The sequence below is a fragment of the Litoribrevibacter euphylliae genome (assembly GCF_042646085.1).
Lineage (GTDB): Bacteria > Pseudomonadota > Gammaproteobacteria > Pseudomonadales > Litoribrevibacteraceae > Litoribrevibacter > Litoribrevibacter euphylliae.
Genome location: NZ_JBHRSZ010000007.1, coordinates 475,731 through 501,694, shown reverse-complemented (window position 1 = coordinate 501,694; position 25,964 = coordinate 475,731). Strand labels below are relative to the sequence as shown.

Sequence of the window (25,964 nt, the reverse complement as noted above, 5' to 3'; positions counted from 1 at the left end):
TAGGGGGTGTTGACGTTGCTTAGCTGTCCAACATGGCGCTGTTGATACGCTCCTGGTGCTCATCCAACTCCAACATCAATAATTCAATATCGCGACGTTGCTGTTCCAAGCGTTGGCGGCTCTCTTCAATCTTCTCCAACACTTGTCGATATTGTTCTCGGTTACGTTCTTCCGGGTTATAGAGATCAAGTAATGCCTTGCTTTCTGCTAAAGACCAGCCAAGGCGCTTGCCACGCAATATCAGCTTCAACAACACATAGTCTTTCTGATGATAAATACGTTTCTGCCCTGCTCGCTCAGGGTTTAACAAGCCCTCGGATTCATAAAAGCGAATGGCCCGTGGCGTGATATCAAACTCTGAAGCTAACTCACTGATCGAATAGGTCTTCGACTTACTCATTTACTACTACCCAATATTATTTAAATTAATTTACGTTAACGTAAAGGTAAAGCTATCACTAAACCAAAGCATAGTTCAAGTTACAGGAACGGGCATAAATGGGAATGTGCGTTGAACGCCACAAGACAGATACCGAACTCATGGCGAATTACGAGGCTGAAAGCTGTATTTACAGCAGAATTTAAAATCAGAAAAGAGAGAGGTGCCAGTAAGGCAATGGAGCTATGAACACCCGCTATGGAAAAGCTGCCCGAAAGACCTCTGGCACATGCGCTAATTTACGCTGGTGATAATCAAAAAACACCACCCCGTTTTTGGCGTTCGCGACTAAGGTTTCACCTTGATTTTTTGTGACTCGGTAAATCACATCACAGCCGTATTTATTGAAATCCATCACCCCAACCTCAAAGGTCAGCTCCTCTCCGGCGAAACACTCCGACTTATAAATGGTAGCCAAGTCCGTCACCATTAAACCCAAACCACCAATATCCGATTCTGAGAAGCCATGATGATCAAGAAACTGGCAACGAGCCTCATGCAATAAGGAAATCATGGCATCGTTGCCTAGGTGGTTGGCGTAGTTCAAATCCGTCACTCGAACCACCTGCTTGCATGAAAAAACAAAGTGGTCAGGTAATTCTAATGTTAACCGGGCCATGGAAGTCTCCTAAATGATATTAATCAAACTCACTTCAACAAAGATTGACTAAACTAAAGAACATCTCTGAATTAAGTCAGGGATGCTCTAGTGTACTTACTTTGGCTTTCTCTTTCTTTGTCGTTATGACCGGATGCTATGAAATTTTCTGAAACGTTAAAAGATGCAGCTGATATCCTAAAATCTGCAGTGCCTGATATGGCACAGCACAAAGTGGCGGTTAATCCATACAACTATGGACTCTGGTATACGCATTTCACCGGGTCATCTCCCACGCTCAGTAAAGAAATCAAGCGTATTTACGATTCAAACGAACCACTGACTCCAGAAAGAAGCATCGAACTGTTCAAGAAATTTGTCATTAATGACTTACTGGTAGTAGATAAGAAGCTTGAAGACAGTTACCAATCCGTAATGGACAGCGTCAGCGAGTCTGCCAATAAGACCGAACAAAGCACCGGAAATCTTGAACAACAACTTATACGTTCATTACGTCATCTTGAAAACTCCAACACAAGCGATGAGCTGATGACAGTCATCAACACTATTGCCGAAAAAACCAGATTAGTGAGTGAGACAACCCGAGAATTTCGCCATGTTTTAAACGATGCGCAGTCTGAAATTACAAGACTCAAAGAAGAATTGAAAGTTGCTCGCGCCGCAGCCGAAAAAGACCCGCTGACGAAGCTCTACAACCGACGCTATTTTGATAACAGCATGGAAACGGCCCTCATTAATCACAAAGCGGGCGAGCCTTTGGCTCTCATTCTGATCGATGTCGACCACTTTAAGAAATTTAACGATAACTACGGCCACCTGATGGGCGACTTGGTATTAAAAACCATCGCTAAAGTATTAACCGATAGCTGTGTCGACACCAATCACATTGCGTGCCGTTTTGGCGGCGAAGAATTTGCCCTGATCCTACCAAAATCCACCATGCGAGAAGCTAAAATACTCGCCGAGAATATTCTTAAGAAAATATCGTCGTTGACCCTTAAGGATAAAAAGTCAGGCGCCGCCATGTCGAAAGTGACCGCTTCACTCGGTCTATCCTGTGCTGATCCCGACGACAGCAGCACGTCACTGATTGACCGTGCTGATAAAGCGCTCTACAAGGCGAAAGAAAACGGACGCAATCAAATCATCAGTTTTTAAATGAAAAAAGGCCATCAGCTAAGTGATGGCCAAATGAAGATATGGAAAGTAAATAACGCAGTCGTTATTCAGGATTAATTGCCAACGTATTCACTAGGCAATGGGAACTCAAATTCTGCCGCCACCGGGAAGTGATCAGACAGGTCCCAAGACCCCCAGTGCTTCTCTTCAATACTGCGAGGCGTAAGCAGCTTGTTGGTTGAATAGAACGGTGCCAAATGTTCATTAGAGTAAAGGACATAATCCAAGTACTCGTTGTATTCATCATCCGCATATACATTCACAGGGCCTGCGTAAGAGTACTCGTACTCACCAATTGCTTCTGGCTCAGTCGCGTTCAATACCGTCAAGAAGTCCTGATGTTCTGCAGGGTAGTTGATCTTATCAACATTGAAGTCACCCGACATGATCACTGGCTCATACGACGGAATCTGCTTCGCATCAACAAACGCCTTGTATTGCGCTAAGTGCTGGAAACGTACCGCAATGTCTTCCGCACCGGTATATGCATGGGTATGTGTGCCAAAGATATGATAATTATTGCTGCCTTTGACAATTTTCGCGTAGTTAATACCTTTTGCCGCCAAACAACCATCTTTACGACACGCATCGTAGACATCGCTGTCTTGCGCTACGATTGGCCAGCGACTGGCAATGAACGAACCACCGTTTAGAATCTTGCCAAACTTCCACGGAATATCGGTTTGGAATGGGTATTCATCACGCAACGCTGAACGGAATTGCGCCGTCAGAATCGGATCAAACACCTCTTGGAATACCACTACATCGTAGCCTTTTACGTACTCCGCAATAGTATCCAGACGATCACCGGTGTTCTTAGCAATGATGCCAGGTAGCAGTGCCCACGTGTTGTAGTTCAATACTTTCAACTGGTTACTGTAATCCGCCGTCGTTTCTTTCTCGAAGTTGTTGTGGATCACATAGCGAATGTCATCGCCAGAAATACGCGCTACTTCAGACTTAAATGCCAACTCCGTACCGGCACCGTCATTATTCATACGGATTGTATGGATCTCACGATCGTAGTGCCAAGGGTCTGATTCTGCAGACAGCCACATTTTAGAGAAGGTCATGGTACCTTCCAGTTTTTGCCTTAGCGTGTAACTTTCACCACCGCCATTTACGGTCGTTGTGAAATAGTAGCTTTTGCCCCACTTGATACCGTCATCACGATTGAAACGAAGGAACTTTACAGTGCCTAATGGTGGCACTTCCGTTGCTAATTGCTGCCACTCATTACCGTGAGTAATGTTGTTGTGACCGGTTTGAACAGTGTCGATGGACAGAGTTTCCATCGTATTGTTAGTTAAATAGATGTAGCTCTCTGCCGAGACAAACGGGCTGAGAACGAATCCAATCAGAAGAAGTAATTGCCTAAGAGCCATGGTAATGCTTCCTTATTTTTGTTTTTTCTAATTATTTTTATTAGGAGCTTATAGAAGCCCCTCAGTTGATTAGTTTATGATCAGGGAGCGCAAATCATGAGGTCAGATTGTGACATTTAAGCGACAAATTGGGTCAAACCTTAACCATTGGGCACTTCGCCCCCAGCAATCAGTCATTTCATACCTGCTTTTTTAAGTAGATCTTCAATAAAGATTACGATAACCCGACATAGGAATGGCCGATATTCCCGTTATTGACCGTTGAAGTCATTGCAAGTACGCAAGGTCTGGCTACAATGTTTGGCCTATCTGACAAACTCGTCGTATATGTACACGTACCGTTAGAAGCAATGGACACTGTTTTAGAATATCAAGCCAATACAGTGTCTCGGCATAATTACAAAAGGAGATAATGATGTCTGATCTTAAAGCAACCTTCGAAGCCGCTGTAAACTATGTTCAAACTGCTGAAGGTGATTTCAAACCATCTAACGATCTTAAATTAGAACTTTATGCATTGTTCAAGCAGGCATCTGAAGGTGATGTGAACGGTAAAAAACCAGGCATGACTGATTTTGTTGGTCGCGCTAAATGGAACGCTTGGGAAAAACTAAAAGGTCAATCTTCTGAGCAAGCAATGCAGACTTACATTGACCGCATTGAAGAACTAAAAGCGAACGTAGGCTAATCACCACCTATTCCGCAACATCTAAAAATGCCGCTGGTTACTTTTTGGGGAGTCCATCAAGTAACCAGCGGCATTTTTGTTTTTGGCTGCAATAAATTGTTTACGCCGCATTTAACACGACGCGATCTGAATCCACATACAAACGCTTCAGCTTGTCGGAAACAACCCGTTGGATATCGGTACGATCAAACTCTGATAATTTGGCCAAAAAATCTGGCCGAATACGATGCAAGTGCATGTAAGGTAATTTTTGATTGAACTCTCTGAGATCACCTTTAACCAGGACAGGTAGAAACGTATCACCCACCTTTTTGTGACTATTTACCACATGAGCAATAGCTTTCTTAAACGGGACAGGCTTGTTAGTCACATGCTTATTTTTCACTAACACAGTCACATGCAAACCACTTCTGCCAATCAGCTCTCCAGGCACAACCACAATGCCCGTCGGCTTAATTGCTTCGCAATTAATATGACTGATGGTGTCATGATAGGCATAAGGATTGGGTAACACCACCATCTTGGAATTATTGTCCGACGGAAAATTCATCGAATAGTTGGTGTAAAGCTGCTCCACAGATTCCGAATAAACACACAGGCGATTTTCAAAGAGCATAGCAAACTGCTTTGCCAATTGTTGCTTGGCAAATTCATCTAAGTTCCAAATCAGGTCTTCGTTCGTTTTAGCTTGCTCTTCATTCATAATGCTTCTCAGCACACTCTTCTTAAAGGAAAGGTTAGGAAACACTGAGCTAAAGCGAACTTGTTCAGAGGTTCCTTAGTATCGAGCCTTAAACTTACTCTAAATATAGCCTTTAAAAGTGTGATGAAAAGCAGAGATTAACAATCCTTCACGGCAGGAAAAAAGTTTTTTACAGTCCGCTTACAGAAAACCGCTACAAGAACGTGATCCGCATCACTTTATCTGCGGTATCGCATAAGTCACCGTGGAAAACGCCACAGGTTCCTCGTCTCCCTCACTGAACAACCGAACCTCACCCACCACCAGACGTTTACCCAGTTTTAGGATTTCTGCCTTAGCAATCAAATCACCGTGTTTAGGACGATTTAAAAAGTTGATACTTAAACTGGATGTGACACTGTGAAAGCCTTGCATACCTTTTTGAGCAATAATCGCAACCCACATCACCGCATCAGTCAGCGTCATCATTGCAGGACCAGAAACCGTTGCGCCCGGTCTTAAATGCTTCGTATTAGCGGGCAACCGCATGATCGCCATGTTGTTACCAACCTCTTCAATTATCGCCTTACTTTCAGGGAATCCTTTTGAAAATATCTCAATTACTTCTTCAGTGGATAAGCTCATAATCACCTCAAATTAAACCATCACAATCACTATACTGAAATCCAACATAGAAAAAATTGGCCCATACGACGGCTTTTTATGTTCAAAATGCACACTTTACTACCATCAATAGACATTAACTTCCGCCTATAACTGTATGATTTTTATACAACCAACAGATATACACCCAGTGCAACGTGAGATATATCTTACATAAAAGTAAGAAATTACTATTAATTTACTCATCAAATGCCGAAATTCCCTTACATACAAATCGCAACTAATTGATTTAAAAAGGAATAATTATTAGCCATCGAGAAGTGAACTTTCTTTTAGAGTAATAAGCGTACTTCTAAAGCGCCTGTGAACTGATATTATTTCTCTCGTGGTCAAGGATTTGGAAACAGACCACAACAAAAGGACTTGTAAGGAACAACCTCTGGATGAGGTCTAGCAAGGACACTGCTTAACAAGGACGTATCAAGGATTGATACAGACTCAAGGTTGAGTCAGGTACGGATAGCAAAGAATAACAACACGGAATGCACACACCGGACGGTGTTTATTGTCTGCCTGAAGACACATCCTAAGATCGACGGAACGGTCTCTTGTAGTACGGATGATATCGGCAGGAAGCTGATCGCAAAAGGAATGCGGTAGCTGATATGATAATGAGCGTTTACGAAATGTTTATTGTCATATCAGCAGCTTACTTATTTCCCTTCTCTACTTTCTCAAAACCTATTTCTCTTACTTACTTTCTTCTACCCAGATCAACGTTGCCCACACCACACACAACGGCATCATAAATAGATTCACCCCTGGAATCATAAACAACACACTGGTAACGCTACCAAAAGACAACGTACGTACCGGTCTTGCATGAATCCAGCGCTTACTGGCCGCAAAGTCATAACGACGGTTATCCAACGGATAATCAAAATACTGGAACGCCATCAGCCAAGCACCAAAAGCAAACCACAAGAAAGGCGCCACCAAGTTCACACCGGGAATAAAAGAAATAATCAACACCACCAAAAATCTCGGTAAGTAATACAGCAACTTTCGAAATTCTCGAATCACAGCATGCACAGCTTCTTCAAACAACGTTCTGTCGTCAGGCGCCTGATATTGATCCCCCAACTCTAGCTGCTCAACCTTTTCACTCAGAAACGCATTAAGCGGCGCTGCAATGATATTTCCTAAAATATTAAAGGTAGATATTCCTATGACCACCACAGCCAATATCACCAATGGCGCCACCAACCAACTAAGCCATGCTAACCACTCAGGAAAAACACCTTGTGCGGCATGAACCCAATCAGGAATCCAACTAAAGATATAAATGCCCAGAACAGAGAACAACGTGATATTGATTAATAACGGACCTAACACATACCAGCGCAGATCTTCGCTAATCAATAATGAAAACGAACGTTTTAAAGAAGCAAGCATGTATTACCTTCAATACTTGTGGATGCAGGGTATTTATAGGCATTAAATCAATGCATTTAAAGCCCTTGAAAGCTAAAAATTCACTCTAATGCTTTCTCATCAAAAAAACCATGTAAGACATTCGCCATAGAAACCGGCTGAAATGTCTGAAAACCAGCCCGCCTAAAAAACCTAACCCATTGTTTTTAAAGAATATTAATTTTTTCAAACGAGAATCATTAACAAAGCACGAAATACGTCACAATTCTGTCATTTGAAACCATTTAAATTACACCTATCGACAGGACGTCGACGAGTAAGTAAAGGACAACTTACTCACAAGGATACGCTTTAGATTAAGCACAAAAAGGAAATTGGCACAGGAAGCCCACGCCAGCAAGCTCAGGAAGAGCGGCATCTGCAGGACGCAACACTGGCGACAAGGTCATGGATTGACCTAAGGAATGGAAAACCACCCAATAATAACGATACAAAGTGGTGTAGCCTAACATAAGAGATCGGTGACGTTTGTCACCGAATACTCTTTTTCTTCACTGATTTTCTCACTAATCCCTACGTTCTAATGCCACTAAGCATGGCGCTTACGTTCAGCCAAAAAGCTCAATATCAAATAGGTTCCGATCACAATACTGGCAAACCAGTTCTTATCCAGATGCAACAATCCGAAGTTAATCCCCAACTGACCATAGACAGCAATAGCACCATAACCAAAGGTGCATAACAAAATGAACGCAGCCATGCGCAGTAAGAAATGATATGGCTGCATAATTCGACGTACAGCGGCATTTAACTCACCGCCGTAGATCACCAATAACACAGCGACCCAGGAGGTAATCAATAACTGTCGATGGCCCCAAAACCAACTCGATAAGTCCGAGTTCATTGCCCATAACCAATCCATACATCCTCCTTCGACACATTAGAAACCTGAAGACCTGAAAAATCTCAAGACATAAAAAAGCCGCAGTATTCTGCGGCTTCTCGGCGTTTTGAACAAGCGTTATTACTTTTCAACAGACTCCAATCGGTCTTCCACTTGCTCAACGTCCATATGACGCACATCCAGCCCTTTGGCCAAATAAATAACGTATTCGCCAATATTCATGGCATGATCGCCTACACGCTCCAGAGCACGCAACGCCCAGATAATATTCAGCACGCGTGAAATGCTACGAGGATCTTCCATCATGTAAGTGATCAGTTCACGAACCGTGCTGCGATACTCCATATCCACGGTACGATCTTCATGCGCCACTTTTAAGGCAGAGTCCACATCCAAACGTGCAAAAGCCGTTAATGATTGCTGAATCATTGAAGATACTTCATCACCGATGTGACGAATTTCAACAAACCCTTGCTGGGAGTCACCTTGCCCACTTAGTTCAATCGCTAAACGAGCAATTTTTGAAGCTTCATCACCAATACGTTCCAAGTCGCTGATGCATTTGGATACAGCCAATACCAAGCGTAAATCGCTGGCTGCAGGCTGACGTTTTGCCAGAATCTGAGTGCATTCCTTATCAATGGTGATTTCCATGTTATTCACCAGATCATCACGCTCTCGAACTAGCTCTGCCAGCTGAACATCAGCATTGATCAATGAACGAATCGCATCACGGACTTGTTTCTCAACCAAGCCCCCCATCTCCAACATGCTCTTTTTAACCCCTTCGAGCTCTTCGTTAAACTGTTGAGAAATGTGATGCGTATGTGCGTCTTTAATAGTATCCATTGTTTTCCCACCGCTTAATGCGCGTCTTATTCAATTATTTTTGTATATACATTTTATAAGAATAGACGCATATTTTAGCTTCTGTATGAAATTTATGTGTCAGATAACCAAAAATGCTAACCGAATTCTTCTTGCCGGAAGATCAAGCTCTTCCGGCAAACCAACATATCGATGCAGTGATTAACCGTATCGACCTGTGATGTAATCTTCCGTTTGTTTCTGAGTCGGATTAGTGAAAATCTGGTTCGTATCACCAAATTCAATCAAATCACCCATATACATGAATGCGGTGTAGTCAGACACACGTGCCGCCTGTTGCATGTTATGGGTTACGATGACGATGGTATATTCATTTTTTAATTCGTTGATCAGCTCTTCGATTTTCAACGTCGAAATCGGGTCAAGTGCCGATGCCGGCTCATCCAAAAGTAATACATCCGGTTTTACTGCAATGGTACGAGCGATAACCAAACGTTGCTGCTGACCACCCGACATGCCCAATGCACTGTCATGTAGACGATCTTTTACTTCATCCCACAGTGCCGCACCACGTAGAGACTGCTCAACCACTTCATCCAATACTCGACGGTTGTTGATGCCCTGAATACGCAGACCATAAGCTACGTTTTCATAAATGCTTTTCGGGAATGGGTTTGGCTTCTGGAATACCATACCAACGCGACGACGAAGGTCTGTCACATCCACAGAACGATCGTAAATATTTTCGTCCTCGAGCATGATCTTACCTTCGATACGACAAATATCCACAAGATCATTCATGCGGTTAAAACAACGTAACAGCGTGGATTTACCACAACCAGATGGCCCAATGAAGGCCGTCACTCGGTTCTTAGGAATTTGCATGTTGATGCCATGCAAGGCACGTTTTTCACCGTAATACAGCTGAAGGTCTTTAACTTCCAGACACATTTCTTCTTTTGCCAAATCACGTTGTTCCGTATCGCGACCCAACGCAGAAATATCCACCGCGTGCGCTGGTTTTTCATTCGTAGCTTGATCTGTCATAGCCTGATCTGTCATAGCGATATACCTAAATAATCGGTTAATTCTTTAAAATTCGTTTTTCATACAGGCCTGATATCAGGCCTGTATCTTACTAAATGCTGTTTTTGCTAAATACTGTTTTACTAGGCGTTCGTTCTTACCGTTAGTGCTCTAGAGACTTGTACTTTTCACGCAAGCTGTTTCGAATCGCGACAGCGGCCAAGTTCAAAGTAGCAATAACGACGACCAATAAGAGTGCCGTTGCGTATACCAAAGGACGAGCCGCTTCTACGTTCGGGCTTTGGAAACCAACGTCATAAATATGGAAACCTAGGTGCATGAACTTACGATCCAAGTGTAAAAACGGATAGTTACCGTCCAGAGGGAGCGATGGTGCTAATTTCACCACACCCACCAACATCAAAGGCGCAACCTCACCCGCCGCACGGGCAATCGCCAGAATCACACCAGTCATAATCGCCGGGCTGGACATTGGCAATACCACTTTCCATAGTGTTTCAAACTTAGTCGCACCCAATGCCAAACTACCTTCACGGACTGCACGAGGAATACGAGATAAGCCTTCTTCTGTCGCAACAATCACCACTGGAACCGTCAGAATCGCAAGTGTTAATGATGCCCACAACAAACCAGGCGTACCAAACGTCGGGGCCGGTAACGCTTCAGGATAGAACAACTGATCAATCGAACCACCCAGGAAGTAGATGAAGAAACCAAGACCAAATACCCCATATACGATCGAAGGAACACCCGCCAAATTGTTCACAGCGATACGAATGATACGAGTCACAGGGCCTTGTTTTGCGTATTCACGCAGGTAAACAGCAGCAACCACACCAAACGGCGTCACCATGATCGACATCAGCAAAACCATCATCACAGTACCGAAAATCGCTGGATAAATACCACCTTCAGTATTGGCTTCACGCGGATCATCCAACAAGAACTCACCCAACTTACCAACGTAATGGCTCATTTTCTGGAAAACGTTCAAGTTGTTCGGAGCATAGGCCAAAACAACTTTGCTCAACGCCATTTCAACCGTTTTACCATCAATGGTCTTTACAACCACCTGGTCACGTTGAGCTTGCTGATACAAACCACCCAGTTGCTCTTTCAAAACATCGTATTCGGCATTCAGCTCCGCACGCTCTTCGGCCAATGCCTGAAATTGAATCGGGTCAGTAACCCCTTGCAGCTCTAAGCCACGCTCTTTAAGACGAAGACGTTCAAGGCCGTAGTTAATCGAACCAATAACACCAGTCTCAATGTCATGAATTTCATCATGCAGTTGAAGTGCACGCTCGATGCGCTGTTGCAGTTCGTCCCAAGTCGCGTCAAAACCGTCTTTACCCGTAGTAAAGACTTCAGAACCTTGCTCTTTAACAGCAACCAGTTCGCCGTAGAAGTTACCCCACTCACGGCGCTCAAGAACGATCAGGTCTTCTCGTACTTCCTGCTTGGAAATACTGGTTTCCAACACCCATTGGAAGTCCTGGCCATACACATCACGGTTACCCACTTTCAACAATTGACGTGGGATATATTCCATATTGTCAGGGACATCGTAACCTGCAGAGGTCACCTGAACCGCCGATACCATGGTGGTATCGGCAATTTCACCCAACAGCACCGTATGTTCACCGGCACGATTCTCATACTCAGTGACATAAATGGTACTAGGCCAAAAATGACCTAAACCTCGGACTGCAATCAGCCCTAACAAGCCGATAACCATGATCACACACAGTGATACCGCCCCTGCGTTCAACCACACCCAAGGTGAGCCGCTTTTAAACCAATCTTTTACTGATACATTCATCTTTAAATACCTTTATCCAAGCGACCGGTTTACAGCGAACCGTATTTATTACGTAGACGTTGACGAATTAATTCAGCCACAGTATTCACCACAAAGGTAAACATGAAGAGCACAAAGGCCGCTAGGAACAGAACTCGGTAGTGGGTACTGTGTACTTCAGATTCCGCCACTTCTACTGCAATATTGGCCGACAAGGTACGCATACCCTCGAAGATATTCCAATCCATCACAGGCGTGTTACCCGTTGCCATCAATACGATCATGGTTTCACCGACAGCACGACCCATACCGATCATCACTGCAGAGAAGATACCCGGACTGGCCGTTGGCATAACCACACGCACCAACGTTTGCCAAGGCGTTGCACCCAAGGCCAAAGAACCATGGCTCAAGTGCTTAGGTACACTGAAGATCGCATCTTCAGCAATGGAGAAGATCGAAGGAATCACCGCAAAGCCCATCGCAATACCCACAACTAAGGCATTACGCTGGTCAAAGTCGATACCCAAATCATTGGAAATCCACGTACGCATGTCACCGCCAAAGAACGCCACTTCAATCGGCGTAGCTAGTGCCATACTCACCCACACCAAGACAAGCAGTACAGGAATCAACAGTGCAGCATCCCAACCATCAGGAACACGATGACGAATCGCTTTAGGCAAATTGGCCCAAGTGAAACCAAACAATAAGATGCCAATTGGCAAAATAATCAAAATCGCGAAGACGCCGGTCAGGTTCGTTTCAATAAATGGCGCCAGGAAAAGCCCCGCCAAGAAACCAATGATCACGGTGGGCAAAGCTTCCATCAATTCAATCACCGGCTTCACTTTACGACGCCATTCCGGGGCCATGAAGTAGGCAGTATAGATAGCACCACAGATCGCCAACGGGATTGCGAACAACATTGCATACAAAGCCGCTTTGATGGTACCGAACGCCAATGGCGTCAAACTCATTTTAGGTTCAAATTCGGTAGTAGCCGCAGTGGATTGCCAGATGTAATCCGGCTCATCGTAGTTCTCATACCAGATTTCATTCCATAGCGAACCCCACGACACTTCAGGGTGTTTGTTCTCAACTTCCCAGACTTTCAACACGCCATCGGACTCAATCATTAAGGCATCCGCACGCGGGGCAACGATCATAAAGTCCGCTTTGCCTTCAATCACCTGCTCTTCCAGCAAGTTTCTGTGCGCTGTAGTGTTGTATATGTCCAGCACACCGTCATCAGTGATGGTAAAGAAGCCTTTACGACGCTCTTCAATCGCAACCAATTCAATCGCTGCGTCCAATTCATCACTTTCAAAGGTACGAACTTTGGTGAAATCTTTTTCACCTTCTTCGTTTCTGGCCATGAACCACTGAGCTGTTTTGCCCGACGTATCAGCCACAAGAATAGAAATACCGCCCAACAACGGTTGGAATTGCGTCAGATTCTGACCTTTTGAAATCAAACGCTTAGGCTCAAACGCTTCAACGGCGTCCACGTCTTCAATATTGAAACGCTGCATTACGCCAGAACGATTGGCCACAAACAGGCGATCCATCTCTGCATCAATCACCAGAAAATCGGCGCGCTGTGCCACATCAAAGGTAGGCGGATCGTAACGTTCAACTTCAAATCCATCACCAAAGAGGTCTTCTTCTTTAGTGAACGACACCATTTGAATCGACAATGAATTACCCGCCGCGGCCAATACCATGTTCTCTTCGTTTTCATTCATTGCCAAAGAGACGATTGGCTCATCGATCATGTCGATTAGCTCTTCACCGTATGGGTAAGAAATTTCAGGGTGCAAAGTACGATTCGCATCTTGGTCATACTCAGCACGGTAATTATGTTTAAAGATTTTCACTTGGCCACTTTCAAGGCCAACCACCAAAGTGCGGCTACCAATTCGCCCTTCGGTGACATAGCTGACACGGCTGTCTTCACCGTCTAGCAAGTCGACTTCATTGAGCAGAGCACCTTCTTTCAAATCAAAGAACAGCACTTGGCCCGCAGCTGTCAGACGCATACCGATCTCAGCCTGCTCTTCTGTCGCCATATAAACGGTTTTAGTACTTGGATCATCAACCAACAGACCCGGTACTGAATATTCAGACACTTCTTCAATCGACGCCGACTTAAACATAGGCGCCACTTCATAAAGCAGATATAAGAAAATCAACATGATGGTAACGATAACGCTGATACCACCAACCCCAATTCCGTGGGAGGCAATTTTATCCGTTAAATTGCGGAGCTTACGCTTTCGCTTAAGTGCAGGAGAGTTAAGATCTAGATTCGCTGAGCTCATGGGCAAATATCTCAGGGGTTAATAAGTAACGGTTACTAATCTCTTAGCTTAGAGGCAGCCAAAATAAGACAATTGTGTTACAGAAATATTACAGAGTACATTCAAAAAAAAGGGGAAGTTTCCTTCCCCTTTTCTTGGTGCTTATAATCTGACGATTATAGGCCCACTTTATTTAATACTTGGCTAACAACTTTACCTGGTAGAGGGATGTAACCGTCTTTGATTACGATCTCTTGACCTTGCTTAGAAAGCACCATTTTCAAGAACTCAGCTTCCATTGGAGACAGAGCTTTGTTAGGCGCTTTGTTCACGTAAACGTATAGGAAACGTGAAAGCGGGTACGTTTTGTTTACAGCGTTGTCTGGTGTCGCTTCAACGAACGCTTGACCTTCTTTCTTCGCTAGTGGTAGCGCACGAACGCTTGACGTTTTGTAACCGATACCTGAGTAACCAATACCGTTGATAGACTCAGAAACACCCGTAACTACTGAAGAAGAACCTGGTTGCTCGTTTACGCTCGACTTGTAGTCACCTTTACAAAGTGCTTTTTTCTTGAAGTAACCGTAAGTACCTGATGCAGAGTTACGACCGAACAATTGGATGTCACGGTTAGTCCATTCACCGTTCAGGCCAGCTTGACCCCAAGTGTTGATTTCCGTCGGGTTCTTACACTTACGAGTGTTGGAGAAGATTGCGTCTACTTGAGCAATAGTCATACCCTTGATTGGGTTATCTTTGTTTACATATACCGCTAGCGCATCGATCGCTACCGGGATAGCCGTTGGCTTATAACCAAATTTCTTTTCGAACGCTTCAACTTCTTTGTCTTTCATCTTACGAGACATAGGACCGAAGTTAGAGGTACCAGCAGTCAGTGCTGGAGGCGCAGTAGAAGAACCTGCTGCTTGAATCTGGATGTTCACGTTTGGATAGAAACGTTTGAAGTCTTCTGCCCAAAGTGTCATTAGGTTTGCCAAAGTGTCAGAACCCATAGAGCTGAAGTTACCAGAGACACCAGACGTTTTTGAGTATGCTGGGATGTCTGCGTCTACTTTAGCGCCTGCAACTGCTTGACCACCGAAAGTAGCAGCGGCAAACAGAGAAACTGCTGCGAAAACCTTCTTCATTTTCATAACTACTCTCCAATATAAGTAGGAAAATTTATTAATACTTAGTTCAATAACTATTTGATGACGGTCAAGATACAAGCGGTTTATGACAGCAATGTTACAGTAAAGTCGAGTTTGTCACTTTTGCCATGATTATTTATTAGTCAGAAAACAGCGCTTCTATCACTTCATTAGCAGCTTCCCTATAATGCTTGCAAAAAATAACGTTTCCGTTGGATTTTCCCTATGTACGAAGTATTCACAGCCCTTCATCATCGGCTGTCGTCGGTTACCGACTTCATCGGTCGCACCGTATCCTGGCTGACCTTGGTCATGACCTTAGTTATGTTCAGTCTGGTGGTATTGCGATACGCCTTGAATTTCAACCTTATTTTTCTGCAGGAATCGGTTCTTTATCTACACGCTATCGTGTTCCTGCTTGGAGCCGGTTACACCTTTAAAGCCAATGAACACGTTCGGGTTGATATCCTCTACCGGGAAATGACAGAACGAAAGCAAGCCTTGGTGAATCTCTTCGGCTGTACCTTTCTATTACTGCCGATGATGATTTTTATCGGCGCCATCAGTTGGGAATACATCAGTTTTTCCTGGTCGATGCAGGAGAAATCCCAAGAAGCCGGAGGCTTACCCTTCGTTTATCTACTCAAATCAATGATTCTCGGTATGGTCTTTACAGTGATTTTGCAAGGTATTGCGGAGATCTGTCGTTGTTTAGCATTACTGCTTAATCCACACGCACAGAAGGAGGCTAAATAATGGAATTCATGCCTCTGATCATGTTCATCTGTATTTGCCTAGTATTGATGCTTGGCTTTCCGGTGGCCTTTACCCTGGGCGGTATCGCCCTCGCTTTTGCCGGCATCGGCATTCTAACCGGCACCTTTGATCCCGCATTCTTAGAGGCCCTACCGAACCGGTTATTCGGCCTAATGAGTAACCAGACCTTAATGGCGGTGCCATTCTTCGTCTTCATGGGCGTGATGCTTCAAAAGTCGAAAATCGCCGAAGATTTGCTGGAAAGCATGTCCATTCTTTTCGGCCGTTGGCCTGGCGGTTTAGGTATTTCAGTGACCGTAGTAGGTATGCTGATGGCAGCCAGCACCGGCATTGTTGGTGCTACTGTCGTCACCATGGGGCTGATTTCATTACCGACCATGATCAAACAAGGCTATAGCCCGAAACTGGCCACGGGGGCGATCTGTGCCACCGGCACTCTGGGTCAGATTATCCCGCCATCCATTGCACTCGTAATTCTTGGCGATGTACTGTCCAGTGCTTATCAACAAGCCCAGCTAAGCATGGGCATCTTCTCACCAAAAACTGTCTCGGTGGGTGATCTATTCGTTGGTGCCATCATCCCCGGTTTGATTCTGGTATTGCTGTATGGCTTATACATCTATTGTGTGGCGCTGTTCAAACCCAACGCAGCACCAGCAGTGAAACGCGAAGAACTGATTGCACAAAGCAAACACGATCATCTTGGCTTAATCATCCTATTCGGCTTGATTCCACCATTGTTACTGATCATCGCTGTATTGGGCTCGATCATTGCCGGAGTTGCAACACCGACCGAAGCGGCTGCTGTGGGGGCTTTTGGTGCAACATTGTTAGCAACACTGCGCAGACAGCTTAATCTGGAAACCCTGCGCGATGTCTGCCAGCAGACCACGCAAGTCACCTGCATGGTGTTCATGATCTTCATTGGCGCGGCCATCTTCTCTTTAGTGTTCCGAGGCTTTGGGGGTGAAGAACTGATTCAATCGGTCTTTAACGACATTCCAGGCGGGCCCTTAGGCGCGATGTTGGTGGTGATGCTGGTGATCTTCCTGTTGGGCTTCATTCTCGACTTCATCGAGATTACCTTTGTAGTCGTACCGATCGTCGCGCCAATTCTGTTGGCGATGGGCTTAGATCCAGTGTGGTTAGGCATTATGATCGCCATCAACCTACAGACCTCTTTCCTTACGCCGCCGTTTGGTTTCGCGCTGTTTTATTTACGCGGCGTCGCACCGAAATCGGTGGCCACTTCAGATATGTATAAGGGCGTAATCCCCTTCATCATCATTCAATTACTGCTGTTGATAGGCTTGGCAATTTGGCCGGAATTGGCCACTTGGTTACCAGAACAGGTGTATGGTAACTAGGGATTTGTTCAGAGACTCTCTAGAATTTTTTGATATGTAAAAACGCTCCCATGGTCTTGTTCCATTGGGAGCGTTTTACTTTTGGCACAAAAAACACTACTAAAGGCAGTTACAACGTAAGAAACAGTACAAATTAAGCGGTACGAGTTAAAAATGATACGCCACGGTGATGGTGCCAAACGCTTGAACGCCACCGGCTTCATCTTCAATGTCACGAGCCTCGTCATCCAAATCGCCAGCGCTTAAATGCCCGGTAGGATCAACCGCCACCAGCTTCACATCCGGATCATTCAACTGATAAGCCAACCCGAGCTCCACCATAAAGTCGAAGCCTACTTCACCGGTAATCTTGTTGCCCCAGCCCAAGCTGATGTATGGCAACACACCGCTGGATTCAACCTCGGTTTCCAGTGCATCAATGTCACCAGGATTAACGGTGGTAGAACCAACGCTGAAGCGCTTATCCATGTCGGCGTTAGCAGTAAAGTCCGTATCCACATACATCAAACCGCCAGAGAAAAAGATATCGCCCGTCCAACCTTGTGATGCGATTGGATACCAATCGAGGCCTAACTGCATCGCCGTAATCGAATAATCCGTATCTTCGTATTCAATGTCCGAAAACTCGATATCACCATCGTCCACTTCCAGATCCATACCACTGATCATCGCACGCCATTGAATACGGTCACCGCTTTTCACATGCCAATCGGTCGTTCCGGTTGCCGTCACCCCAACGCCAAGCACACCTGCCGAGGCGCCCAAGGATAGTTGTGCGTCATTCGACGACATATCCATGGTATCTGCATGAACCACTGAACCCATCCCCAGCAACCCACTAAAACACAGTGCATTGAAACACAGTCCATTAAAACACTGCGCCGATAACCAGAACGGCCCTACGTCTTTCCTCATCCATTGTGGCTTTTTAAACACCTTCATCATACTTACCGTTTTCATTCTATTCTCCTTGCTTGCTAAAGCGCTTATTCGATTACGCTATTCAAGGTGATGATGACGATTCACAGGCTTGTGGTCTGTAGCCTTTTTGGGACAAAAGCCGCAATTAATGGACAGAATGTGACAAGAGCGTTTAATGAAGCTCAACGCTCCCAAAAGGATAATGTGAGGTGTCATGGGCACAATATGGGCCAACGAACGCAGAAACGCGCGCCACCTAGATCGCTTTCCTCCGCCCACACTTGCCCTTGATGCCAATAGATAATTTGCTGGACGATGGCTAACCCCAGACCATGTTCTTTTGAAACTTCACGCTGCTCGTTATTGAGTTGTTTAAAGGGTTCAAACACCGCATAACGCTCACTTTCAGGAATGCCCGGACCATCATCGTCCACGTTCAGAAGATAAGAGTTTCCTTCAACTGTCAGAGTTACGCGAATGTTGGACGCCGCAAACCGGCAGGCATTGGCCAGCAGGTTGTTCACCAACCTAACCATGGCTCTGGCATCGAGCTTGATGAGTTGATCACTCAGTTCTGGCGCTACACTCAAATCAAAGCTAAGTTGCGGATGTTCAATACGGCTCTGTACAATTTCTTGCTCCAACAGCTTTGCAAAAGCAACCTCACGAAACTGAGTAATATCGGCCACCCGGCTGTAGCGAGACAAGGCCAGAATCTGCTGAATCAGGTGATCCAGAGTATCAATGCCAGACGCAATGCTTTGACGATAACGCGCTTGCTCTTCTTCTGTGGTATCCGCCGACTGCAACATTTCAAAGGCGAAACTCACCCGAGACAAAGGCGTACGCAGATCATGAGCCATGGCATTAGTGAGTTCCCGCTGACTTTGAATCATGCCTTCAATTTGATCGGCCATACGATTATAAGTCTGAGACAACTCTGAAATCATCGAGCCTTTCTTCACTTCCGCCCGATGCTGCAAATTGCCCTTTCCAAATTCCGACGTCGCCGCTTTTAGACGATTCAATTCTCGCCATAGCACGAAGATAAACAGGAAGATGCCCAAACTGATGCTGCCCACCAAAATGATCAAGGCCAGCGCCAGAATGGTTAATTCTGGCCCCGGTAACGGAATGCGATCAGCCACTAAAATCATCGGGTCTTCAACAGTATGTTGATCAGGTAAGCGCTGATAAATGACGGTTGATGCGTCCTCCTTCAGCGACCATGCAATGCCCTGTTCCAGCAACTGGCGGTGATGCTCAGGGGAAAGCCCTAACTGGCTCAAGGGTGAAACAGCCAGCTCAAAACCAAATTCCGGCTGCAGTTGAGCAATCAACACCGGCCAATAGGACGAATCCGTTTCTTGAAAACGCGCCATCAACAAATGCAAAGTGCCTCGACTCTGGTTCAAGGTGTCGAGATACTCCGATTCATCCAGCATCATATAGAGCCACCAGGAAGAAGCATCAAGCCGTTTCACCAAGACATCGCTGTCATTATCCGCCAAGATCAACAAGGTTTCGTTCGGCGGCAAGGCTAATAAAGCGGTTTGGTTATCCTCACTCAAGACCACCCCGACCTGTGCTTGAGAGGCATCCTGCTCCGCCTGCTGAATTTGCTCTTGAGACAATAAATACAGCTCATAGCCAAAGTAATCGGCCAAGGCATGAATCTCCGCCTGCCACTGTTCTTCAGGCAGCGCGGCCAAGCGCTGTTCGATCAGGTAAAAAGTACCTTTAAAGGTTTCGTTAACTCGATCCGAAACAAACCAGTGATTCATCATTTTGATCGGATTCATGGATTCCGAGAACAATAAGAACCCTAAGGGAATAAAGACCAGAATCCAGATACGAAAAAAGGCTTTAATCACTAGCACATCTCCACCGGCAGGCTTAACAGGTAACCTTTACCGCGAATGGTTTTAATGATGTTTGGCTCAGAAGAATCATCACCCAACTTCTTTCGTACCCGCGAGATACGACGGTCGATGGAACGGTCCAAGCCGTCATAATCAAAGCCTCGTAAGTTACGAACAATGTCATCACGAGAGACGATTTCGCCCTGATGTTCCGCCAACAATACCAGGAGATCAAATTCCGCTGTGGTCAGAGTAACCAGCGACTGACAACACACCACCGAACGGGCACTGAGATCAATCACCAAACAATCCGAGTGGGAAGAAGTTATCGGCGATGCGCTTGCCGAAGCTTGGTGACTACTTGTATGTGACGTGGCTTGTGCCATTTGACGATCCGTCTCCACACGACGTAACAAGGCACGAATTCGCGACAACAACAATCTCGGCTTTACTGGCTTAATCACATAATCATCCGCGCCGAGCTCAAGCCCGAGCATTTGATCCATGTCTTCATCCAGCGCCGTCAGCATCAGAATGGGTTGTAAGAAAGAAGGCCGAACGCGCTTACATACTTCCATCCCGGAAAGCCCAGGCAACATCACATCCAAGATCACCAGATCCGGTTGCTGTTGAAGAATGTACTCCGCCGCTTCGGCACCATTACTTAGGTGCTCGACCTCGAAGCCACTCTTTATCAGAAACTCTCGGATTAAGCCCGCTAATTCCTGATCGTCTTCCACCAGCAATAGTCGATAGGCCGGCGTATCCAATGCAAAGTTATCCATAATCGTTCAATCTTGTTTATACTGCGCTTTTCTTTACACAACACTCTTGTTTGTACCGAACTAATGGTGCCATGAACGCTGCCAAAGTACCCTGTTCAAAGTGTGACAGTTTTGGACACAGACACAGTTAACGAGCTAAAAAGCTCAACGAGAAACATCACCTGGCAAGGAACCCCACTAGAGGCTTTGTGAAAAATACTCGTCGATGCAATTGAGGCAGCCATGTTGATCTTGAAGCCAGGCACTGTACGGCATAGGCAAGACACTGATGCCCGAGCGGAACAAACTCTTGTAAGTATCCACATCGTAAAAGTCCTGAAAATCGCCAGGGAAGCCAATCAAGTCCACCCCAAGTAAGCGCCCATCTTTCTGACAAAGCACATCAATTTCCACCCCGGCAATCTCAAACCCTAACCAGCATTGATAACCGGATGAAGACAACGACTGGGCCAGCGAATTGGCGAACTCGCAGCGCGCTTCATCACTTTCAATGTTGGCGTTTGGCAGATGATTGTGTTCCAAGTAACGACGGAACAGGTTGTCTGTGGATAACTGTTTAGGGTCAACCGAATAGAACACCTGCATCCGTTCTTTGGCGCGCGTCACCGCCACGTTAAACATGTCCTCACGATTGAGATACGCCGACGCTCGCCCTGAACGATCATCAATGGCCATCGACAACAGCATCAGGTCACGCTCCTCACCTTGAAAACCATAAGGCGTGTCGATCCGCAATTTATGCGCTTGAATGGTGTCGTCCGATAAGGAAGCTAGAATCTCTTTCTCCAGAAACTGAGCTTGTTCACGAAACGGCGACAAAACTCCGATGCTCGGCTTCAACAGTGCATCCGCACATTCCTCAATCACCGATTGAATGTGTTGCAGAATGCGCTGTGTCTCTTCGCTGTTCCTACCGGTACGCGCCCGCTCACCGTCGACTTTGGTGAAACCCAGTGCCGGTTCAATCAATTCGCCCGGACGACTGCGCATCACCTTTAAACGATCCTGATAGAAATGGGCGTTACTGAAAGAAATTAAATCGGCCTTGCCCCGGTAATATTCGTCCAACAGGCACACCGCTTTCTGGCTTTGAATGGCATCGGATGCGATATCCAACACCGACTGGTCTCGATAACTGTATTGCTGCTCCAACGCCGGATCGAGCTGACAGAACTCAAACAACGCCTGCTGCTCTCGCCTCGATACGAAGGAGACATGCCGTAATTGCTTGCCATCCCCCACAATCACCGCGCGTTTGGCCCGTTGTAACGCAGGAATCGCCGTCGCCATGTCGCATTGTGTGGCTTCATCGAAAATCACCACATCGAACATGTCCGGCCGTAGCGGCAACACATTATTCAATTCATTAACATTCACCAACCAGATCGGAAAGGCATCCAATACGGTGTCAAAATCTGTTTGATCGAAGCGTTCTTTTTGCGTCTTTGAATTTCTCGCTTTCAACGCTTGTAGAAACTTCGACAGCTCACCTCGCTTATTGTCTAACAAGCCCTGTAACTGCTGTTCCCGGTAAGCATTAATGTATTGGGCACATAAAGCTTCGCGTTCGGCTTGTAATTGCCCAACCTGATGCGGGTATTGCCATAATGCCGAAGGCGATGACCAGCCGCTTAGCCACTGTAACAAAGGTCGAGTTAACGTCCGCCACCAATCACCGGAGGTCTGTGCTAAGTGTGAGCTGATCCAACGAGACAAGCGCAGTTTGCGTTGAAACGCATGAGATGCCTGATCCAAGGTATGTCTCACCTTGGTTAACGCTTGCTTTACTTCTTCTGGGTTGTCTTTCGGGGTCACCCCCATCGACAGCACCCCGTCCAAATACTCTTTCATCGATTTTTGGAAGTTACGCTCCGGCGTATGCACATAGCCTTGTTTCAGATTAAACGCATCAAGCAGCTTCTCACCGACCACATTAATCGCCTGCTCGCTCTTCGACACCACCAGCACCGACTCACCATGTAACATGCGATCAATAGCAACTGCAGCAATGGTGTAACTTTTTCCGGTCCCCGGTGGTCCGGAAATCAGGCTGACCGTTTCAGCGGCCGCATTGTTCAACGCGGTTAATTGCGGCTGACTGAGCAATCCGGGTATCAAATCCGGTTCACTGGCTTTTGCCAGAAACTCTGCAGGCTGCCCGCCCAATAAACTAGACAACGCCGGTGACAGGTAATTCGTATTCACCAACTGATTCAGCTCATGCAACACCCCTCGTGACCCTTTGGAGCGTTCGGCCAAAATCAACGAACAGGCACTGACGATTGACACCGTCTTGGACACTTCTGTCGATAAGCTTTGCAGTCTCGGCCAGCGCCCGACTTCCTCACTCTCGACAACAACGGTGTTGTCTCTGAGCCACTTGGATAACAGTGCTACATCCTCAATGGCAATCGGCCAAGTCATCGATGGAAAGGTTTCGAGCGCAGCACTGTCCAGTTCCGGTTTCAATAATTGCCGTAATAAAGGGCGATTGATGCGTAAATCCGAGTGATCAATGGAAAGATAATAAGTGCTGTCTTCTGCTGAAATACGCGCGGGAAAGTAAATCAAGGGCGAATTCAGAGTTCGGGACGCCGAGAACCCGGTGCTGCTGACCTTGCCCTGAACAAAGAAGCAGCCGTAGACCAACAAACGTTCTTTCTGGTATTTCTCAACCTGAGCCACCAATGGCTCAACTTTGTCGTCCACTAACGGCAGTTTCGGTAAGTCACCACAGGCCAGTTCGTCATTCCCTTCGATCACTAATTGCCGCGAGCCCGCAATTTTTGTGACATCACTGATCGAAATACCGTAGTTATCGGCCCGATAACAACGACGAAAATAATCAATTAACTGTACCAAGGACTGTTCCATGTAACGTCATCCGATGAATTTCCCGCTGGGGAGTATTACCAAAAAGCGCGGATCTTGGAAGTGAATCGATCAATTTCCTAGATCTCGGCACACAAAATGCTTCTGGGTCTCAAACCTACTTATTTTATGTGCTCAGACTGCAAGGATTTGCCATGGCCATTCAACTCAATAACAATTTGGTGAACAACACCAACAGCTCCAACAGCGCTGCGACGTCCACAGGAACGAACTCGGCAACAGAGCAAAAGCAAGATGCAAATAATCAGGACGATATCAAGTTATCCACACGCGCGCAGAAGATTCAGAAACTGAATGAAGAATTTTTCCCGAACGGGCCGGGCAGTTTGCGTATTACTGGCGATTTCATTCAACGTTTGTACGATTACGGCTTTATCTCTCAATCAGAGGCCGAGAATCTGGGCGGCCGCATTGCCGATTCAGAATTGCCTAAGAACCTAGAAAATATCTCGAACAACCTCAGCATCATTTCAGATCGTGTCAAACTGATTGATAGCAGTGACTCATTGATCGACATTTTGAAGCGTTCTGGTGCCATTCTGAACAATCTCGATGGTTCTAATCCAAGTGAGTTGGCAAAGGATATTTCTTCGGTCAATGCCGAGCTGGCCAATTATCTGAACAGTGACGATGCAGAGAAACTGACGGACGACGAGAAGAAAGCCCTGGATGAGCTGTCCGTAGCGCTGCGCATCGCCGATCGTATGAACCCGGCAAACTTATCCACAAGCAAGCTGAATCAGTATTTGTCGTTCCTTTAAGGCATCACAGTTTCTAAACTTACTCAGTCGTTGATACATATCAAAACGCCTTAGTCCCGCCTCACTACAATTAACCGTACATAATATGTGGTGAGGCTACGGGCTATGACAGAACTATCAACTGATTTCTCTAACTTTCATTGGGACGATGACATGATTCGTCGCTATGAAGGGAAAGGCCCGAGATATACCTCGTATCCAACGGCCTTGAGTTTTACTCCGATCAAGCACGATCAATTCCTAAATCATGCAGCGCAATGCAAGGACGTTACCGACCCGATTTCCTTGTACGTGCACATCCCGTTTTGTGAACGCCTGTGTTTTTATTGCGGCTGCAATAAGATCGTGACACAACAGAAAGAAAAGGCCGATCCTTATATTGCGGCACTGAAACAGGAAATGGAAATCACCAGTCCGTCGTTCAAGCATCGCCCCGTACATCAGTTGCACTTCGGTGGCGGCACGCCGAACTACCTGACCAAAGAACAGTTCCAGCAAGTGATCAGCTATCTGGAGAAGTACTTCGATCTGGACATGACCCGTACCGGCGAATACTCCATCGAAGTTGACCCAAGAACCTTGACCACAGAACAAGTCTCCCATTACCGCAAGCTCGGTATTAACCGTATCAGCATGGGCATTCAGGACTTCGATCCAAAAGTACAGGACGCCATCAATCGCGTTCAAACCTATGAAGAAGTGGATGAAATTGTTCAGGCGGCCAGAGGGTGTGGTTATCAGTCAATCAGTTTCGATTTGATTTACGGCTTGCCGTATCAATCCACCGACACCTTCGCCAAAACCTTGGATCAGGTGGTGGAGCTCAATCCAGACCGGATTGCCGTTTTCAACTACGCGCACTTGCCGGATCGCTTCAAAGCGCAAAAGCTCATTGATGCAGACGCCATTCCAAGCAGCGCAACGAAATTGGATTTATTGCACTTAACCATTCGTAAGTTGATGGAAGCTGGTTATGTCTACATCGGCATGGATCACTTCGCCAAAGCCGACGACGAGCTTTGTGTGGCACAGCGCTCGGGCACGTTACAACGTAACTTCCAAGGCTACTCCACGCACAATGAACTGGATTTGGTGGGCTTAGGTTCGTCGTCGATCAGCTTGGTGCAAGGCTTGTACAGTCAAAACTCCAAAGGCCTGAAGCTGTATCAAAACTTCCTGGCGCAAGACATTTTGCCAACGGAAAAAGGGTATCAGCTCAATGAAGACGACGAGTTGCGTAAAGAACTGATCATGACCCTGGCTTGCCAATACAAGCTCGATTACACCCAGTTTGAAGAAAAATACGACATCAATTTCAAAGAGTACTTTGCCAAGGAATTAGCCTCACTAGCGCACTTTGCGGAAGACGGCATGGTAGATTTGGGCGAAGATCAATTGCAGATCATGCAACCAGGGCGGTTATTAATTCGCTCCATTTGTATGGCATTTGATGCGCACATGAACCCAGAGTTGCAACAACGCTTCTCAAAAGTCATTTGATTCGTTCGAGTTAAG

At 45.9% G+C, this 25,964-nt stretch carries 23 protein-coding genes; 6 read left to right on the top strand and 17 right to left on the bottom strand.

Annotated features, from left to right (window positions below; all coding sequences use genetic code 11):
• Positions 1–19: 19 nt before the first annotated feature.
• Both ACFOEK_RS17435 and ACFOEK_RS17430 read right to left on the bottom strand, forming a co-directional pair.
• The gene (locus ACFOEK_RS17435; protein WP_386722751.1) at positions 20–400 is read right to left on the bottom strand and encodes a MerR family transcriptional regulator; all 381 of its coding nucleotides are present in this window, start codon (positions 398–400) and stop codon (positions 20–22) included.
• Between the two features lie 235 nt (positions 401–635).
• Entirely contained in the window at positions 636–1,058 is a 423-nt protein-coding gene (locus tag ACFOEK_RS17430) for a thioesterase family protein (RefSeq protein ID WP_386722750.1), read from the bottom strand.
• Between the two features lie 138 nt (positions 1,059–1,196).
• On the opposite strand from ACFOEK_RS17430, the gene ACFOEK_RS17425 reads away from it, so the two are divergent.
• Positions 1,197–2,216 (top strand): GGDEF domain-containing protein, encoded by a 1,020-nt coding sequence (locus ACFOEK_RS17425; protein ID WP_386722749.1) that lies wholly within the window; start codon positions 1,197–1,199, stop codon positions 2,214–2,216.
• A 74-nt stretch (positions 2,217–2,290) separates the two neighbouring features.
• On the opposite strand, the gene ACFOEK_RS17420 is transcribed toward ACFOEK_RS17425, so the two are convergent.
• Positions 2,291–3,622, bottom strand: coding sequence for a sphingomyelin phosphodiesterase (locus ACFOEK_RS17420; protein WP_386722748.1), 1,332 nt, complete (start codon positions 3,620–3,622; stop codon positions 2,291–2,293).
• Positions 3,623–4,037: 415 nt separating this feature from the next.
• On the opposite strand from ACFOEK_RS17420, the gene ACFOEK_RS17415 reads away from it, so the two are divergent.
• Positions 4,038–4,310, top strand: a complete 273-nt coding sequence (locus ACFOEK_RS17415; protein WP_386722747.1) for an acyl-CoA-binding protein — start codon at positions 4,038–4,040, stop codon at positions 4,308–4,310.
• Positions 4,311–4,410: 100 nt separating this feature from the next.
• Here ACFOEK_RS17415 and ACFOEK_RS17410 read toward each other — a convergent pair whose 3' ends face one another.
• From ACFOEK_RS17410 to ACFOEK_RS17365, 10 genes are all read right to left on the bottom strand, one after another.
• Positions 4,411–5,013 carry a hypothetical protein gene (locus ACFOEK_RS17410; RefSeq protein WP_386722746.1) on the bottom strand — a complete coding sequence of 201 codons (603 nt, stop codon included), beginning with the start codon at positions 5,011–5,013 and terminating at the stop codon, positions 4,411–4,413.
• 213 nt (positions 5,014–5,226) lie between these two features.
• On the bottom strand, positions 5,227–5,637 hold the full coding sequence (locus ACFOEK_RS17405; RefSeq protein ID WP_386722745.1) for a PaaI family thioesterase: 411 nt from the start codon (positions 5,635–5,637) through the stop codon (positions 5,227–5,229).
• A gap of 729 nt (positions 5,638–6,366) precedes the next feature.
• Positions 6,367–7,071, bottom strand: a complete 705-nt coding sequence (cysZ, locus tag ACFOEK_RS17400) for a sulfate transporter CysZ (RefSeq protein WP_386722744.1) — start codon at positions 7,069–7,071, stop codon at positions 6,367–6,369.
• 335 nt (positions 7,072–7,406) lie between these two features.
• Positions 7,407–7,562: a hypothetical protein gene (locus ACFOEK_RS17395; RefSeq protein WP_386722743.1), complete on the bottom strand. Its 156-nt coding sequence runs from the start codon at positions 7,560–7,562 to the stop codon at positions 7,407–7,409.
• Between the two features lie 77 nt (positions 7,563–7,639).
• A complete protein-coding gene (locus ACFOEK_RS17390; protein ID WP_386722742.1) occupies positions 7,640–7,972 on the bottom strand; it encodes a DUF3392 family protein in 333 nt (110 codons plus the stop codon).
• A gap of 102 nt (positions 7,973–8,074) precedes the next feature.
• Positions 8,075–8,803 (bottom strand): phosphate signaling complex protein PhoU, encoded by a 729-nt coding sequence (phoU, locus tag ACFOEK_RS17385; RefSeq protein ID WP_386722741.1) that lies wholly within the window; start codon positions 8,801–8,803, stop codon positions 8,075–8,077.
• A 180-nt stretch (positions 8,804–8,983) separates the two neighbouring features.
• Complete coding sequence (gene pstB / locus ACFOEK_RS17380) at positions 8,984–9,844, bottom strand: phosphate ABC transporter ATP-binding protein PstB (protein ID WP_386722740.1); 861 nt, start codon at positions 9,842–9,844, stop codon at positions 8,984–8,986.
• Between the two features lie 127 nt (positions 9,845–9,971).
• Positions 9,972–11,651, bottom strand: a complete 1,680-nt coding sequence (pstA, locus tag ACFOEK_RS17375; protein WP_386722739.1) for a phosphate ABC transporter permease PstA — start codon at positions 11,649–11,651, stop codon at positions 9,972–9,974.
• A 29-nt stretch (positions 11,652–11,680) separates the two neighbouring features.
• A complete protein-coding gene (locus tag ACFOEK_RS17370) occupies positions 11,681–13,954 on the bottom strand; it encodes an ABC transporter permease subunit (protein WP_386722738.1) in 2,274 nt (757 codons plus the stop codon).
• Positions 13,955–14,109: 155 nt separating this feature from the next.
• Positions 14,110–15,087 (bottom strand): PstS family phosphate ABC transporter substrate-binding protein, encoded by a 978-nt coding sequence (locus ACFOEK_RS17365; protein ID WP_386722737.1) that lies wholly within the window; start codon positions 15,085–15,087, stop codon positions 14,110–14,112.
• 222 nt (positions 15,088–15,309) lie between these two features.
• On the opposite strand from ACFOEK_RS17365, the gene ACFOEK_RS17360 reads away from it, so the two are divergent.
• Positions 15,310–15,840 carry a TRAP transporter small permease subunit gene (locus ACFOEK_RS17360; RefSeq protein ID WP_386722736.1) on the top strand — a complete coding sequence of 177 codons (531 nt, stop codon included), beginning with the start codon at positions 15,310–15,312 and terminating at the stop codon, positions 15,838–15,840.
• Positions 15,837–17,228: a TRAP transporter large permease gene (locus ACFOEK_RS17355; protein WP_386723078.1), complete on the top strand. Its 1,392-nt coding sequence runs from the start codon at positions 15,837–15,839 to the stop codon at positions 17,226–17,228. Before ACFOEK_RS17360 ends, ACFOEK_RS17355 begins: the two co-directional genes overlap by 4 nt.
• A 147-nt stretch (positions 17,229–17,375) precedes the next feature.
• Here ACFOEK_RS17355 and ACFOEK_RS17350 read toward each other — a convergent pair whose 3' ends face one another.
• The 4 genes from ACFOEK_RS17350 to ACFOEK_RS17335 form a co-directional block, all read right to left on the bottom strand.
• Positions 17,376–18,188 (bottom strand): hypothetical protein, encoded by an 813-nt coding sequence (locus tag ACFOEK_RS17350; RefSeq protein ID WP_386722735.1) that lies wholly within the window; start codon positions 18,186–18,188, stop codon positions 17,376–17,378.
• Between the two features lie 173 nt (positions 18,189–18,361).
• Complete coding sequence (locus ACFOEK_RS17345) at positions 18,362–20,023, bottom strand: ATP-binding protein (RefSeq protein ID WP_386722734.1); 1,662 nt, start codon at positions 20,021–20,023, stop codon at positions 18,362–18,364.
• The gene (locus ACFOEK_RS17340) at positions 20,023–20,796 is read right to left on the bottom strand and encodes a response regulator (RefSeq protein WP_386722733.1); all 774 of its coding nucleotides are present in this window, start codon (positions 20,794–20,796) and stop codon (positions 20,023–20,025) included. The genes ACFOEK_RS17345 and ACFOEK_RS17340 overlap by 1 nt, the downstream gene beginning before the upstream one ends.
• A 177-nt stretch (positions 20,797–20,973) precedes the next feature.
• Positions 20,974–23,670 carry a DEAD/DEAH box helicase gene (locus ACFOEK_RS17335; protein ID WP_386722732.1) on the bottom strand — a complete coding sequence of 899 codons (2,697 nt, stop codon included), beginning with the start codon at positions 23,668–23,670 and terminating at the stop codon, positions 20,974–20,976.
• A 152-nt stretch (positions 23,671–23,822) separates the two neighbouring features.
• On the opposite strand from ACFOEK_RS17335, the gene ACFOEK_RS17330 reads away from it, so the two are divergent.
• Both ACFOEK_RS17330 and hemN read left to right on the top strand, forming a co-directional pair.
• Complete coding sequence (locus ACFOEK_RS17330; protein ID WP_386722731.1) at positions 23,823–24,449, top strand: hypothetical protein; 627 nt, start codon at positions 23,823–23,825, stop codon at positions 24,447–24,449.
• 105 nt (positions 24,450–24,554) lie between these two features.
• On the top strand, positions 24,555–25,949 hold the full coding sequence (hemN, locus tag ACFOEK_RS17325; RefSeq protein ID WP_386722730.1) for an oxygen-independent coproporphyrinogen III oxidase: 1,395 nt from the start codon (positions 24,555–24,557) through the stop codon (positions 25,947–25,949).
• The last annotated feature ends 15 nt before the right edge of the window (positions 25,950–25,964 follow it).

What these genes read in the sequence shown, in the direction of transcription:
- ACFOEK_RS17420 (WP_386722748.1), bottom strand. Translation starts at nt 3,622, where the DNA reads ATGGCTCTTAGGCAATTACTTCTTCTGATTGGATTCGTTCTCAGCCCG.
- ACFOEK_RS17425 (WP_386722749.1), top strand. Translation starts at nt 1,197, where the DNA reads ATGAAATTTTCTGAAACGTTAAAAGATGCAGCTGATATCCTAAAATCT.
- cysZ (WP_386722744.1), bottom strand. Translation starts at nt 7,071, where the DNA reads ATGCTTGCTTCTTTAAAACGTTCGTTTTCATTATTGATTAGCGAAGAT.
- ACFOEK_RS17430 (WP_386722750.1), bottom strand. Translation starts at nt 1,058, where the DNA reads ATGGCCCGGTTAACATTAGAATTACCTGACCACTTTGTTTTTTCATGC.
- ACFOEK_RS17330 (WP_386722731.1), top strand. Translation starts at nt 23,823, where the DNA reads ATGGCCATTCAACTCAATAACAATTTGGTGAACAACACCAACAGCTCC.
- ACFOEK_RS17370 (WP_386722738.1), bottom strand. Translation starts at nt 13,954, where the DNA reads ATGAGCTCAGCGAATCTAGATCTTAACTCTCCTGCACTTAAGCGAAAG.
- ACFOEK_RS17350 (WP_386722735.1), bottom strand. Translation starts at nt 18,188, where the DNA reads ATGAAAACGGTAAGTATGATGAAGGTGTTTAAAAAGCCACAATGGATG.
- pstB (WP_386722740.1), bottom strand. Translation starts at nt 9,844, where the DNA reads ATGACAGATCAGGCTATGACAGATCAAGCTACGAATGAAAAACCAGCG.
- ACFOEK_RS17410 (WP_386722746.1), bottom strand. Translation starts at nt 5,013, where the DNA reads ATGAATGAAGAGCAAGCTAAAACGAACGAAGACCTGATTTGGAACTTA.
- ACFOEK_RS17405 (WP_386722745.1), bottom strand. Translation starts at nt 5,637, where the DNA reads ATGAGCTTATCCACTGAAGAAGTAATTGAGATATTTTCAAAAGGATTC.
- ACFOEK_RS17365 (WP_386722737.1), bottom strand. Translation starts at nt 15,087, where the DNA reads ATGAAAATGAAGAAGGTTTTCGCAGCAGTTTCTCTGTTTGCCGCTGCT.
- ACFOEK_RS17395 (WP_386722743.1), bottom strand. Translation starts at nt 7,562, where the DNA reads ATGTTAGGCTACACCACTTTGTATCGTTATTATTGGGTGGTTTTCCAT.
- hemN (WP_386722730.1), top strand. Translation starts at nt 24,555, where the DNA reads ATGACAGAACTATCAACTGATTTCTCTAACTTTCATTGGGACGATGAC.
- ACFOEK_RS17335 (WP_386722732.1), bottom strand. Translation starts at nt 23,670, where the DNA reads ATGGAACAGTCCTTGGTACAGTTAATTGATTATTTTCGTCGTTGTTAT.
- ACFOEK_RS17415 (WP_386722747.1), top strand. Translation starts at nt 4,038, where the DNA reads ATGTCTGATCTTAAAGCAACCTTCGAAGCCGCTGTAAACTATGTTCAA.
- phoU (WP_386722741.1), bottom strand. Translation starts at nt 8,803, where the DNA reads ATGGATACTATTAAAGACGCACATACGCATCACATTTCTCAACAGTTT.
- ACFOEK_RS17340 (WP_386722733.1), bottom strand. Translation starts at nt 20,796, where the DNA reads ATGGATAACTTTGCATTGGATACGCCGGCCTATCGACTATTGCTGGTG.
- ACFOEK_RS17390 (WP_386722742.1), bottom strand. Translation starts at nt 7,972, where the DNA reads ATGGATTGGTTATGGGCAATGAACTCGGACTTATCGAGTTGGTTTTGG.
- pstA (WP_386722739.1), bottom strand. Translation starts at nt 11,651, where the DNA reads ATGAATGTATCAGTAAAAGATTGGTTTAAAAGCGGCTCACCTTGGGTG.
- ACFOEK_RS17360 (WP_386722736.1), top strand. Translation starts at nt 15,310, where the DNA reads ATGTACGAAGTATTCACAGCCCTTCATCATCGGCTGTCGTCGGTTACC.
- ACFOEK_RS17435 (WP_386722751.1), bottom strand. Translation starts at nt 400, where the DNA reads ATGAGTAAGTCGAAGACCTATTCGATCAGTGAGTTAGCTTCAGAGTTT.